Consider the following 13,427-nt stretch of genomic DNA (forward strand, 5'->3'; position numbering starts at 1 on the left):
CTTATAAAATCACATACGAAATTATAAATACCCATCAATCACAGCGATATGCTTCTGCACAGAACCCTTATTGCGATTCAAAACTTCAATTGCATGCTGACTCAACTGCTGTGCAAAAGTTGCATCTTGCAAACAACGCACCAATAACTCAGCAACCTCATCTGCGGTTGATCCAACCTTTACAGCATCCGCTTGTAAAAACTCATCAACAATGACTTGGAAATTAAAATAATTTGGGCCAATAATGGTTGGCACATCTAAAACCATCGGTTCTAAAATATTATGCCCGCCACCCGGTTCATTTAATGAACCACCGACAAAACAGGCTTGGCTAAGCGCATACCAAAGCCACATTTCCCCCATACTATCTGCCAAATAAACTTGAGTATCTGATTGAATCGATTGGTTTAAACTACGTCTTTGAGTATTTAAATTCAAACTTTGTGCAACATGAAATACTTCATCAAAGCGTTCAGGGTGACGAGGGACAACAATACAGAGCCTATCTGGATGCTGATCTAAATAAGGCTTTAAGCTAGTTAATAACTTTTCTTCTTCTGGAGAATGAGTACTGGCAATGGTGATAATTTTACGTGAACTTAAATGCCAAGCTTGTTTTAACTGTTCAGCAGTTTGAATAAATTGCTCAGGTGCAGCAATATCAAACTTAATACTACCCACCACTTCTGTACGATTACCTTCAATCCCAAGGTCGATAAAACGTTGTTGCGTCGCTAAATCTTGTGCCAATAACCGATCTAAATTTTGCAACATTGGACGTGTCAAACTTGGTACTTTTGCATAACCTTTGGCTGATTTCTCTGAAAGACGTGCATTGACCAAAAGACATGGCACATTGAGTTTTTTGGCTTGATCTATTAAATTTGGCCAAAGCTCAGTTTCAACCAATATCAACAACTTAGGTTGATATTTTTGATAAAAATCTGCAATTAAATCATGCTGATCCGCAGGTAAATAGACCGCTTGAAACAATGCCTCATAAGGTGCTTTGAGAAAGAGGGATTTGGAACGTGCTTGCCCAGTCTTGGTGGTATTGGTAACGAGAACACGATGACCTAATTTTAAATAATGCTCAATCAGCGGCTGTGCTGCATTGGTTTCACCAAAAGAAACACAATGGAACCAAATGGTTTGTATATTCTTAGGTGTTTGAAATGGGCCAAAGCGTTCTAGGCATTCTTGTTGATATTGCTGCATATTCTGCGCACGTTTTTTTATCCGCCATTTATACAAAGGTTTGACGATTGCAAGCGCTGCGTTATACCAAAAAGGAGTAGCCAAACAAAATGCCCCAAAATGAATTCAATCGGCAAATATAACAGAGCTGTATTCAGTTGTTAATGAATAATGTTGTGAATAAATCATATTGAATGATTTTTGCCGTACTCAAAACAACCACACTGTTTCTTAATAATTCAACCCATATCGATATCTAGCCGTTCTCATCTGATTGCTTCGCAATACTTTTAAAATCAGTCCATCAAAAAATAAAGCTGTATTCATTCTTAAACAAATACAGCTTTTACATCACAGAAAAATATTCAATCAAAACAGTAAAATGGAATATTAAATATTAAGCAGATAGCTCACTTTCAGATGTTTCCGCCAAAGTTGGATAATCGATATAGCCTTCCGCTGTCTGCGAACCGATCATATTTTCAAACACCAATTCATTTAAAGGTGCATCAGCAACTAAACGCTCAAACAAATCAGGATTGGCAATATAAGCCTTACCAAAAGACACTGCATCTGCATGACCCGTAGCCAATAGATTAATCGCCTCTTCACGGCTTAAACGCATATTGGCAATATAAGGTACACCACCAGAGCGAGCTTTCATATAGTCACTAATGCTGTCATCTGCTAAATATTCACGGGTAAAGAAGAAAGCAATTTTACGTTTACCTAATTCTTCCAAAACATAACCAAAGGTTTCACGTGGATCAGCATCACCCATATCATGCTCATCACCACGTGGTGCCAAATGGACACCAACGCGCCCTGCACCCCAAACTTCGATCAATGCATCAACCACTTCAAGCAGAAAACGTGCACGGTTTTCAACTGAACCACCATACTTATCTTCACGCTGATTGGTTGAACTTTGTAAGAATTGATCGATTAAATAACCATTGGCAGCATGCAGTTCTACACCATCAAATCCCGCCAATTTAGCGTTAATCGCAGCTTGTTTAAACTGTTGAGTAATCTGATGAATTTCAGTGATTTCTAATGGGCGAGGTACCACATATTCACGTTTAGGACGAAGTAAACTCACATGACCAGCTTGTTGAACAGCACTTGCAGAAACAGGGGTTTCTCCGCCAAGTAAATCAGGGTGTGAAACACGACCGACATGCCATAACTGTGCGACGATTAAGCCTTGTTTTTCATGCACTGCTTGAGTGACGTCTTTCCACCCCTCAACTTGTGCATCGCTAAACAGTCCCGGTGTATTTAAATAACCATTGGCTTCTTCAGAAACCACAGTCGCTTCAGAAATAATTAAACCTGCACTGGCACGTTGCGCATAGTATTCAGCCATCATTGCTGTTGGAACACGATCGTCGGTTGCACGACTACGTGTTAAAGGCGCCATCACTACACGATTTTTAAGTTTTAAATCACCAAGTACCAAGGGAGAATTGAGTTCAGCCATATTTGCCTCATCACTTGCTTTTCCATGATTTAAGGAATCAAAGCGAGTTTTTTAGATAATCAATATATTGCTGAATTAAAGCTTCATTGCGAGAAAAATATGACCATTGACCATATTTTTCTGCCTGAATTAAACCTGCCTGTTGTAATACAGATAAATGATTAGACATCGTTGACTGAGAGACATTACCGAGTTTTTCGATATTCCCTGCACAGACACCACGATTAAAGCCACCGCATTGCTCTTCCGATAAAAACTGTTGTGGATTTTTCAGCCACTCTAGTATTTGTCGTCGAGTCGGATTTGCCAATGCTTTAAAAATTAAATCAATATCCATCTTAGACACATTCAATAAAAGTGCAAAGCTCTGTTCAGCATCTTGAATATTACTATATCGTATTTTTTCGATTATTATATCGAATATTTTAGATATTAATACAATTTACTGTTAAAGCTTTGCTTTTGTTCAGTATTTAATTTACAAACTTAAGGCTTATAGGCCTTGTTTTAAGCTTGCTTCAATAAACTTATCTAAGTCACCGTCCAATACAGCACCTGTATTTGAACTTTCTACACTGGTACGTAAGTCTTTGATGCGAGAGTCATCCAAAACATATGAGCGAATTTGACTGCCCCAACCAATATCAGACTTACTGTCTTCAAGTGCTTTGGCCGCATCATTACGTTTTTGCATTTCTAATTCATAGAGTTTTGCACGTAACTGCTTCCAAGCATGGTCACGGTTCGCATGTTGTGAACGCTGGTTCTGACAAGCCACCACAATACCTGTTGGTGCATGCGTTAAACGCACTGCTGAATCGGTTTTGTTGATGTGCTGACCACCTGCACCAGATGCACGATAAGTATCGGTACGTACATCCGCAGGATTGATATCAATTTCAATGTTGTCATCTACTTCTGGTGAAACAAATACAGCAGAGAAAGAGGTATGACGGCGGTTACCTGAGTCAAATGGTGACTTACGAACAAGGCGATGTACACCTGATTCTGTACGTAACCAACCATAAGCATACTCACCTTCTACACGAATGGTCGCAGATTTAATGCCTGCGACATCACCATCTGACTCTTCCATCAATTCAGCTTTGAAACCATGACGTTCAATCCAGCGCATATACATACGCAGCAACATTGAAGCCCAATCTTGTGCTTCTGTACCACCTGAACCGGCTTGAATTTCGACATAGCATGGGTTGGGATCCATCGGGTTACTAAACATACGACGGAATTCAAGTTTTGCTAATTCTTCTTCACTTGAATCAAGTTCAGCTTGTACATCTGCGAGCAAACTTTCATCATCAGCTTCAACTGCCAAATCAAGCATTGCTTTGGCATCTTCAAGTTGATTGGCTAAGCCTTCTAAAACATTGATCACATTTTCAAGCTCGCCCTTTTCTTTTGCCATTGCCTGTGCACGACTTTGGTCATTCCAAATGGCAGGGTCTTCTAACTCGCGGAGAACCTCTTCTAAACGCTCTTTCTTCAGATCGTAGTCAAAGATACCCCCGTAGTGTTAGACCACGGTCATTTAAGTCTTTTAGCTGGTTTAAATAAGGATTAATTTCCACGAGTTTTAATCTCACATTTGACGTCTTTTAATTCGGCAATATTCTACCACAGTGCAGAAAAAGTTGAGATATTGCATTTTTATTTAACAAAACATTTGACCGAACTGTATTTTTTGTGAACAATAGCACATTATTTAGAAAAAATATTAAACAATAGACAACAACAACCCTTCCAAGAGGATTCTATGAAACGTTCTTTTCTTGCCTTGCTTTTAACAGCAATGACCAGTTCTAGTTTTGCCTACATTGCACAAATTGATGCAGGCTATACTTATACAAATCACGATGATGACTATACCGATTCTGACAACCGACTTAATTTACTCGGTACATTTTATTTCGAGCCCGTACCATCCAGTAAAGGGCCTTTAAATGAAGGGGCTTTTTTAAACCATGCCAGCAATGTTTATGGGGCATACGATTACACACAGCTTAAAAGTGATCGTTACAGCATCACAGACCAAACGGGATTGACCGGAACTCAAAAAGATGAGTTTCAAAATCATAATTTTGTCGTCGGTGTAGAATATTTTTATCAGCAATTCTATTTCAATGCTGACATTGGAATGAATCATGAAAAATATCAACAGAAAGAGCAATTCTCTTATGGCTCTGACTACAATAAAGATGAATATGATCGTACCAATTATCGTGCTTTAGTCGGCTACATGCCGATGAGCAATTTATTGATTGCTGCTGGTGTAGACGGTTATAACGGCGATGATGAAGACGATGAAGATAATGCTGTTGCACTGAAAGCGAAATACGTCTTCCCAGTGGGTAATGCTGACCAATATATCAATCTCGAAGCTGATGGTGCATTTGGTGATGAAGATAATATCACTGTAGGCGGAGATTACTATTTCAATAAAGCTTTTAGCTTGGGTGCGGCTTATAACTTTGAAGACAATGGCGATGACGATATCGATTATTTTTCAATTCGTAGCAAATATTTCTTAAACGACATGTTTGCAGTCGGTGGTGCTGTTGGTTTTGGCGACGATGTACAAGCATTTAATGTCAATGGAACATTACGTTTCTAATTTTTTGACACTTAAATAGCATAACTTCTAAAAAGGTATTTTCTTAAAAATACCTTTTTTATTACAAAATATATTTATTATTCACTTAACTACTATCATTCTCCACACTATCTACACAGTTTTAATAAAATTAAACATAGATTATTTTTAATATTTATCAACAAGTTAATTATAAAAAATTACATAAACCTCTAATAATTACAATTCTGTTACGTTGCTAATGTTGACGAGTTTTTTATTCAAACTAGACTCAAGATGTAACAAAAGATTTAAAAAACTTTTTAGCCTAATCATTTCCAAATCCAAATGGGGGAAGAATCCATGAAAAAGTTAGCAATTGCATCAGCACTTCTATCTACTATCGCAATGACAGGTACTGCAGCACATGCCTATCAAGCAGAAGTGGGCGGTTCTTATACCTATGCTGATTGGGACGATTATGACGCAACCCATAATTTCGGTGTAGATGGCACTTATTACTTTAACCCTGTTCAAATTCGTAATTCACCACTGAATGAAGCCGCTTTCCTTGATCGTGCCAGTAATGTAAAAGCCAATGTGGAATATGCAGATAACGATGGCATCAAAGATACACAATATGGTGCAGGTCTTGAATACTATATCCCTAACAGTGATTTTTACGTGAGTGGTCGTGTAGCCCGTAACGAGCTCGAAGTGGATAACACCTCTGTCGATGCTAAAGTTACAACATACGGCGCAGAAGTCGGTTATTTACCGGCGCCAGGCTTATTACTTGCTTTAGGTGTCACAGGTTATGATGAAAAAGATGGTGATGATGGCGCAGACCCAACAGTACGTGCCAAATATGTAACCAAAGTCGGTCAATACGATGCCAACTTTGAAGCTTATGGCGCTTTCGGTGATTTAGATGAATACAAAGTACGTACAGACTTGTATTTAGATAAAACTTTAAGTGTTGGTGCAGATTACTATAACAACGATTTAACTGAACGTGATGAATTTGGTATTTCTGCGAAGAAATTCTTCAATCAACAAGTCAGCCTTGAAGGTCGTGTTGGTTTCGGTGATGACTACAACACTTATGGTGTACGTGCTGGTTATCGCTTCTAATTCACAAAGTTCTAAAAAACCGCTCAATCTGAGCGGTTTTTTATTCAATTTCGTTATTTATCATTCATTGTTAATGCTCTAAATGCAGCATCCTTAATTGCAAACTCACATTACCATTAAACTGATTTTTATCTAACTCATAAACAATACGAACAGTCTTTTGCATAGGATCAAAATTAAATTTATTCAATGCATTAAAAGCAATCGCATCCACAGATTGACCATTCTCCAAAGCCAATTTTAATTTGAGATGTACCTCTTTTAGCCAACGATAATCCAAGATTTGAAATTGCCCTTCAAACACAGGCGAAGGAAATTTTTGTCCCCACGGTCCTAAAGCTTCAATAGTATCAACCGTTTGAATTTGAAATGCCTGACTCGGTAATTCACCATCTGTCCATAAAGTGGCTTGAAACAATTCATCTTCCGATTGTGCAATCAGTTGAGTAAATATCTGTTTAAATTCCTCAAAATGTTGTTTTTGAATGGTTAAACCTGCTGCAGCTGCATGCCCACCAAAATGACTAACCAAATGCGGATACTGCTCAGCAACTTTTTCAATACTGTCTCGAATATGAATCCCATCGATTGAACGCGCTGAACCTTTGATATGAATACCGTCTTTGTCTGCTGCAAAGATAATACTTGGACGGTGAAACTGTTCCTTTAATCGTCCTGCGACAATCCCAATCACGCCTTGATGCCAATGTTCTTCAAACATCACCAATGCAGCAGGCAAATTGTCCTGATCAAGTTGCAATCCCTCAAGTGCAAGCAATGCCTCTTGTTTCATTTGAGATTCAACTTGACGACGCTCTAGATTCAAATCATTCAACTGTCGAGCCAGCGCATAAGCCGTTTGCATATCTGCCGCCAAAAGACATTCGATTCCAATATCCATGGTTTCCATACGCCCAGCAGCATTGATCCGAGGGCCTAATACAAAACCTAAATCAGAAGCTTTCAGTTCTGCTGGATCACGCCCTGCTATGTCCAATAATGCACTAATCCCTGCACGGCATTGGTTCTGCTGAATACGTTTCACTCCCGCATCAACCAAAATCCGATTGTTATAATCTAGACTCGCAACATCGGCATAGGTTCCTAATGCCACCAAATCTAAATACTGTGGCATTTTTGCAGTCAATTTCCCTAATTTACCACGATGGCTACTTAAGTTTGCCAGTACATAAAAAGCAACCCCAACACCTGCCAAAGCTTTACTTGGAAATGTACAACCTAATTGATTTGGGTTGACTACAGCTTCGGCTTTGGGCGTTTCTTTAGTGGTTAAATGATGATCAGTAATAATCACTTGTATGCCATGCGCTTGAGCTTGCTCAACACCTGCATGGCTGGAAATACCATTATCCACAGTAATCAGTAAATCTGGTTGATAACGCTCAAAGGCTAAATCTGCAATTTTGAGAGTTAAGCCATAACCATACTTAAAACGATCGGGTACTAAATAGTGTACATTGGCACCCATCTCTCGCAGCGCCAAAATCATCAGTGAAGTACTGGTTGCACCATCTGCATCATAATCCCCAACAATGACGATTTTTTTATGTTCATCAATCGCTTGGTCAATGATTTGGATGGCTTGATCCAAACCTTTCATTTTTGGTGCAAGTAAATATTTTAATTTTAAATCAAGCTCTTGCTCAGATTGCACACCACGACGTGCCAAAATTTCAGCAATAAAGGGAGACACGCCCTGAAACTGTTCAGGGCGTGTTAGAAATGGTCTTTGTTTGATTTGAATATTTTGCATTTATGGCATCAGGCGTTGCAGTTTCCACACATGGTCAACACGTTCATAACTCAAACGGTCATGTAAGCGATTTGGACGTCCTTGCCAAAACTCATAGTAATCTGGTTCTAAACGATAGCCACCCCAAAACTCAGGCTTAGCTAATTCTTGCTGCTCATCCACTTGATCATGCAGTGCTTGAAAGCGTTGTTGCAACAACTCACGGCTTTCAATTACGCCACTTTGTGGTGTACTGATATGTGCCGCAATTTGGCTGTCACGCGGTCGTTTATGATAATAATCTATTGATTCTTCATCAGAAATTTTCACTACATGTCCAGCAACACGGATTTGACGCTCAAGCTCAGGCCAATAGAACAATAATTCGGCATAAGGGTTTTCAGCTAAATCTAAACCCTTTTGGCTGTCATAATTGGTATAAAAATCATAACCTGCTTCTGTTGCTCCACGTAATAGAACCGTGCGTACATGCGGACGACCTTGTGCATTTGCTGTCGCCAATGACATGGCATAAGGTTCATGTAACTTTGCTTCTAAAGCCAGATTGAACCAATTGAGAAATTGCTCATGTGGCTGTGCATCCACCTGTTCCTCATGCAGTTCACCCTTTTGATAAGTCAGTCTTAACTCACTCAAATCTTTAATCACATCGTTCATAAACCTTACCTTTTTTAAAGACTAAGCATTGGCATGCTGGCGTACAGAATCTGCTAAATGATTTGCGAATCCAGTGACTTCTTGCAGATTATCACCTTCAACCATAACACGAATCACTGGCTCTGTACCTGATTTACGAATCAGGATACGACCACGACCTTTGAGTTTTTCTTCAACCTGATTAAATTCACTCACCAACGCAGGAATTGCAAATGGGTCAATCATCTGTTCAAGTCGAACATTGACCAATACATTTGGAAAAACTTTAAAATCTGCAACCAATTCATCTAAAGACTTATTTTGCTCAACCATTACGGTCAACACTTGTAATGCTGCAATAATCGCATCACCTGTCGTGCTCTTGTCTAAAGTCAAGATATGCCCAGATGGCTCACCACCCACTGCCCAATTATTTTCTTCCAAATTCTGAAGCACATAACGATCGCCTACATTGGCACGTACAAAAGGCACACCCGCCTTTTCCAGTGCCAATTCAAGCGCCATATTACTCATCACTGTGCCCACAATTCCTGTTGGCTTAGCGCTTGCCTGAGTCGCAAGAATATAAAGAATATGATCACCATCGACCAACTTACCATAACGGTCAACCAAAACCACACGGTCAGCATCGCCATCAAAAGCAATACCAAGGTCAGCTTGATGTTCAACCACGGCTTTTTGTAAGCATTCAGGATGAGTCGAACCACAATCTTTATTGATATTTAAACCATCGGGCTCATTGTAAAGTGCGATGACTTTTGCCCCCAATTCACGGAATACGGCAGGTCCTACGCTATACGCTGCACCATTCGCACAATCCACCACAATTTTTAAATGACGTAAATTATAATGGTATGGGAATGTCGATTTACAGAATTCGATATAACGACCATTGGCATCTTTAACACGTACACTCTTACCTAAGTTTGCGTTATCTTCAATCACGATTTCTTTTTCAAGTTCTTTATTAATCGCTTCTTGAATTAAATCAGGTAGTTTTTTTCCCTCATCTGAAAAGAATTTAATACCATTATCAAAATATGGGTTGTGCGATGCTGAAATCACAATACCCAAGTTGGCATGCAATGCACGAGTTAAATGTGCGATTGCAGGTGTAGGCAAAGGTCCTAACAGATGTACATAGACACCCGCGGCATTTAAGCCTGCTTGTAAAGCTGCTTCTAAGATATATCCCGATAGTCGCGTATCTTTACCCAAAACCACAATCGGCTTAGATTTTGGGCTAATTTGTTTTAATACTTTTCCTGCAGCAAAGCCTAATTTAAGTGCAAATTCAGGGGTAATTGGGAGCTGTCCAAATTGTCCACGAATACCATCTGTTCCAAAATAACTCATTTTTTACCCATTTATTATGTGTTGTATAACAATCAATTTTTCAATTGCATCACTTTACACCAAAATAAAAAAGCCGTCATAAATTGACGGCTTTTTTCAATAAAAAAATTACTAAAGATTAGCCTACACGATAGTTCGGCGCTTCTTTTGTAATCGTTACATCATGCACATGCGACTCTTGCATACCTGCAGCAGTGATTTTTACAAATTTTGCGTTTTGACGTAAATCTTCAATCGTCGCAGAACCCGTATAACCCATGGATGAACGTAAGCCGCCCATCATCTGATGTACGATATTGCCCATTGGGCCTTTGTAAGGGACACGACCTTCAATTCCCTCTGGAACGAGTTTCTCAGCACCCGCTTTAGAGTCTTGGAAATAACGATCTGCAGAACCTGTTGCACCCGCCATCGCACCCAATGAACCCATACCACGATATGCTTTGTAGTAACGGCCTTGGAAAAATTCAACTTCGCCTGGCGCTTCTTCTGTACCCGCCATGAGTGAACCCACCATAATCGTGCTTGCACCTGCACCAATCGCCTTGGCCATATCACCAGAGAAGCGGATACCACCATCTGCGATTAACGGGATTTGGTCTTTTAATGCATTCGCAACACTGTCAATCGCAGAAATCTGAGGCATACCAATACCTGCAACGATACGTGTTGTACAGATTGAACCTGGGCCAATACCCACTTTTACTGCATCTGCACCAGCATCCAATAATGCTAAAGCTGCATCACCAGTTGCAATATTACCGCCAATCACTTGAACTTGTGGATAGTTGGCTTTCACCCAACGTACACGCTCAATCACACCTGCTGAGTGACCATGTGCTGTATCTACAACAATCGCATCGACACCAGCTTCAACCAATGCTTCAACACGACTCGGTGTTTCTGCGCCAGTCCCTACAGCGGCACCAACACGTAAACGACCTAAATCATCTTTACAGCTGTTTGGATAAGATTCTGCTTTACGGAAATCAGTAACCGTAATCAAACCTTTTAAAGCATTTTGATCATCAACCACCAGTACTTTTTCAATACGGTGTTTTTGCAATAATGCTTGAATATGTTCTTTAGATTCATTTTCATGCACTGTTACAAGACGATCTTGTCCAGTCATGATATTGCTTACAGGTTGTTCCAAGTTGGTTACAAAACGTGTATCACGACCTGTCACGATCCCAACAACTTTACCGTCTTTCACAACTGGCACGCCACTGATGTTGTTGGCTTGCGTGATTGCGATCAATTCACGAATCGTTGTTTCAGGCGTCACGGTAATTGGATCTTTCACCATACCTGCTTCAAATTTTTTCACACGGCGAACTTCCGCAGCTTGCGCAGAAATATCCATGTTTTTATGAAGAATACCAATACCACCATTTTGTGCCATCGCAATTGCCATACGTGACTCTGTCACAGTATCCATTGCTGCTGAAACCATTGGGATATTCAAATTTATGCCACGAGTCAGGCGTGTCTTTAAAGAGACATCTTTTGGGAGAATAGTAGAGTAGGCAGGGAGTAATAAGACATCATCGAAGGTTAGCGCTTCTTGAACGATGGTCAACATAACAGTCTCACTGGTAATTTCCGTGCGCTATTATAAACAAATTTAGAGGTAAATTTCATTTTTATTGTAGAAATAATCGTAAATCATTATACAAAGTTATAAAAACTAAAAAGCGAAAGCTCCCCTCCGCCTTTTAATACTCAATTTATCGTTTTTAAAATCAAACCATGGATTAGCAAACTTGATCAAAATTCTCATTATTACTGGGCTGTATTATGTCTACATCGATCAAAGGAATCAGTCCATGTGCATGTCGTGCCTTTGCGCATTGGCTATCACCTGCTTGTACCTCTTTGCATGATGAACTGCGTGATTCATACATACTGCAACTAACCTGTTGCCCAACAATCCCGTCTAATGCAATACAACGCGGTTGTTGCTGATTGGTGCCTTTCATACAAGAATAAACTGCGGTTAAGGGTTCTACATAGTCAGAAGGCATGACTTCACCTTCAGCCCAATAAAAGGAAACTCGAAAAAAAGCGCAACATGCACCACAGGTTAAGCACGCATCCTGTGCAGAAATTTGAGACAACATTTTTTTAAAATTCTCGAAGTCAAAAGCCTCCTCCATTTTAACTAAATAGAGGAGATTTGCAGTAGATTTTAGTCGAGTACAATTAAAAAATATGTCGAATTTAAAGCAACATTTTATTGCGTTTATTCAGGACAAGTGAACACGGATTCATCCATCAAATCGACGCCACATTGTAAATTTTCAATCCAATCCAAAAACTGATGAATCATCTCTTTACCCACAAATGGTTTACCATGCTGTGGCACGATCATATCAATATCCATTTGGCGAACCATTTTGACCCATAAGCGAATAATGCGATTGCTACACATATAACGCTGATGAAAACCACGCATTGTTGGAATATGCAAAGCAAAATTCTCAATCGGTGTAGAAGCATCATCCACAATCGATGCCCCCATATCACCTGAAAATAAGATCTTTGAAATTGGATCGTAGAATTGGAAATTACCCACTGAATGTAAAAAATGAGCAGGAACCACAATAATCCGTGTTTCGCCTAACGGAATCACCCCGCCTTGGTCAGGCAATTCAATTAATCGCTCTAGCCATCCCCCTTTCATACGATCACTCATAAAAGCGGAGTTTAAATGCGGTAAAAAACGTGCCCATAATTTTGAGGCAACAACTTTTGCATCTGTATATACCAACCAACGCGGCATAGACGTGATAATGTCAGGATCTTGATGCGACGCCATCACATAATCTAAGTTTTGTAGTCGCGTGTATTTATTCAATTCCATCGTCAATGGTACATAGGTTAAATCTCCTCCTGGATCTAAAACTGCTGCACGTTCATTATTGAGAATTAAAAATTGATTGGCTTGTACGCCTTCCCCTTTAACTAAACTGGTAAAACTGATGCATTTATGTGTCCCATTATCAAACAATACTTGTGACGTGGTACGATCTAAAGCCATAACAAAACCCCAAAAAAATCTTTTAAAATAAATCTTTAATTATTCCCATACAAGATATAAGGTTTTATCCAAACTGACAATAAATATACAACCGAAGTTTAGTAATTATTTTCGTGATTTTTAAATAAATTTTTCACTCATTAATAAAAAACCCAACAATACGTTGGGTTCACTAAAAGTCAAAATTGAGACT

The 13,427-nt window shown here is 39.4% G+C and carries 12 protein-coding genes; 2 read left to right on the forward strand and 10 right to left on the reverse strand.

Going from position 1 to position 13,427, the window contains the following annotated elements; genetic code table 11:
• Positions 1-21 precede the first annotated feature (21 nt).
• The 4 genes from D7V20_RS06280 to prfB form a co-directional block, all read right to left on the reverse strand.
• On the reverse strand, positions 22-1,302 hold the full coding sequence (locus D7V20_RS06280) for a 3-deoxy-D-manno-octulosonic acid transferase (protein WP_120383459.1): 1,281 nt from the start codon (positions 1,300-1,302) through the stop codon (positions 22-24).
• 292 nt (positions 1,303-1,594) lie between these two features.
• The gene (locus D7V20_RS06285; RefSeq protein WP_120383460.1) at positions 1,595-2,680 is read right to left on the reverse strand and encodes an alkene reductase; all 1,086 of its coding nucleotides are present in this window, start codon (positions 2,678-2,680) and stop codon (positions 1,595-1,597) included.
• A gap of 37 nt (positions 2,681-2,717) precedes the next feature.
• Positions 2,718-3,017 carry an ArsR/SmtB family transcription factor gene (locus D7V20_RS06290; RefSeq protein WP_120383461.1) on the reverse strand — a complete coding sequence of 100 codons (300 nt, stop codon included), beginning with the start codon at positions 3,015-3,017 and terminating at the stop codon, positions 2,718-2,720.
• A gap of 156 nt (positions 3,018-3,173) precedes the next feature.
• A protein-coding gene (gene prfB, locus D7V20_RS06295; RefSeq protein ID WP_120383462.1) for a peptide chain release factor 2 occupies positions 3,174-4,269 on the reverse strand; the annotation gives its coding sequence in 2 pieces (ribosomal slippage) (positions 3,174-4,196 and positions 4,198-4,269; 1,095 coding nt in all).
• A 185-nt stretch (positions 4,270-4,454) separates the two neighbouring features.
• On the opposite strand from prfB, the gene D7V20_RS06300 reads away from it, so the two are divergent.
• Positions 4,455-5,312 (forward strand): putative porin, encoded by an 858-nt coding sequence (locus D7V20_RS06300; protein WP_120383463.1) that lies wholly within the window; start codon positions 4,455-4,457, stop codon positions 5,310-5,312.
• A 321-nt stretch (positions 5,313-5,633) separates the two neighbouring features.
• Positions 5,634-6,404 (forward strand): putative porin, encoded by a 771-nt coding sequence (locus D7V20_RS06305; protein ID WP_120383464.1) that lies wholly within the window; start codon positions 5,634-5,636, stop codon positions 6,402-6,404.
• 70 nt (positions 6,405-6,474) lie between these two features.
• Here D7V20_RS06305 and recJ read toward each other — a convergent pair whose 3' ends face one another.
• From recJ to D7V20_RS06335, 6 genes are all read right to left on the reverse strand, one after another.
• Positions 6,475-8,178: a single-stranded-DNA-specific exonuclease RecJ gene (gene recJ / locus D7V20_RS06310; RefSeq protein ID WP_120383465.1), complete on the reverse strand. Its 1,704-nt coding sequence runs from the start codon at positions 8,176-8,178 to the stop codon at positions 6,475-6,477.
• Entirely contained in the window at positions 8,179-8,835 is a 657-nt protein-coding gene (gene pdxH / locus D7V20_RS06315; protein WP_120383466.1) for a pyridoxamine 5'-phosphate oxidase, read from the reverse strand.
• Between the two features lie 21 nt (positions 8,836-8,856).
• Positions 8,857-10,191, reverse strand: a complete 1,335-nt coding sequence (gene glmM / locus D7V20_RS06320; protein WP_120383467.1) for a phosphoglucosamine mutase — start codon at positions 10,189-10,191, stop codon at positions 8,857-8,859.
• A 118-nt stretch (positions 10,192-10,309) separates the two neighbouring features.
• Complete coding sequence (guaB, locus tag D7V20_RS06325) at positions 10,310-11,776, reverse strand: IMP dehydrogenase (protein WP_120383468.1); 1,467 nt, start codon at positions 11,774-11,776, stop codon at positions 10,310-10,312.
• A 172-nt stretch (positions 11,777-11,948) separates the two neighbouring features.
• Positions 11,949-12,314 (reverse strand): YkgJ family cysteine cluster protein, encoded by a 366-nt coding sequence (locus D7V20_RS06330; protein ID WP_120383469.1) that lies wholly within the window; start codon positions 12,312-12,314, stop codon positions 11,949-11,951.
• 122 nt (positions 12,315-12,436) lie between these two features.
• A complete protein-coding gene (locus D7V20_RS06335) occupies positions 12,437-13,234 on the reverse strand; it encodes an oxygen-binding di-iron domain-containing protein (RefSeq protein WP_120383470.1) in 798 nt (265 codons plus the stop codon).
• Positions 13,235-13,427: the final 193 nt, after the last annotated feature.

The sequence above is a fragment of the Acinetobacter rongchengensis genome, from assembly GCF_003611475.1.
GTDB lineage: Bacteria > Pseudomonadota > Gammaproteobacteria > Pseudomonadales > Moraxellaceae > Acinetobacter > Acinetobacter rongchengensis.

Excerpts from the sequence above, each read along its gene's own strand:
- D7V20_RS06285 (WP_120383460.1), bottom strand. The coding sequence starts at position 2,680 with ATGGCTGAACTCAATTCTCCCTTGGTACTTGGTGATTTAAAACTTAAA.
- D7V20_RS06305 (WP_120383464.1), top strand. The coding sequence starts at position 5,634 with ATGAAAAAGTTAGCAATTGCATCAGCACTTCTATCTACTATCGCAATG.
- D7V20_RS06335 (WP_120383470.1), bottom strand. The coding sequence starts at position 13,234 with ATGGCTTTAGATCGTACCACGTCACAAGTATTGTTTGATAATGGGACA.
- D7V20_RS06300 (WP_120383463.1), top strand. The coding sequence starts at position 4,455 with ATGAAACGTTCTTTTCTTGCCTTGCTTTTAACAGCAATGACCAGTTCT.
- D7V20_RS06330 (WP_120383469.1), bottom strand. The coding sequence starts at position 12,314 with ATGTTGTCTCAAATTTCTGCACAGGATGCGTGCTTAACCTGTGGTGCA.
- D7V20_RS06290 (WP_120383461.1), bottom strand. The coding sequence starts at position 3,017 with ATGGATATTGATTTAATTTTTAAAGCATTGGCAAATCCGACTCGACGA.
- pdxH (WP_120383466.1), bottom strand. The coding sequence starts at position 8,835 with ATGAACGATGTGATTAAAGATTTGAGTGAGTTAAGACTGACTTATCAA.
- guaB (WP_120383468.1), bottom strand. The coding sequence starts at position 11,776 with ATGTTGACCATCGTTCAAGAAGCGCTAACCTTCGATGATGTCTTATTA.
- recJ (WP_120383465.1), bottom strand. The coding sequence starts at position 8,178 with ATGCAAAATATTCAAATCAAACAAAGACCATTTCTAACACGCCCTGAA.
- glmM (WP_120383467.1), bottom strand. The coding sequence starts at position 10,191 with ATGAGTTATTTTGGAACAGATGGTATTCGTGGACAATTTGGACAGCTC.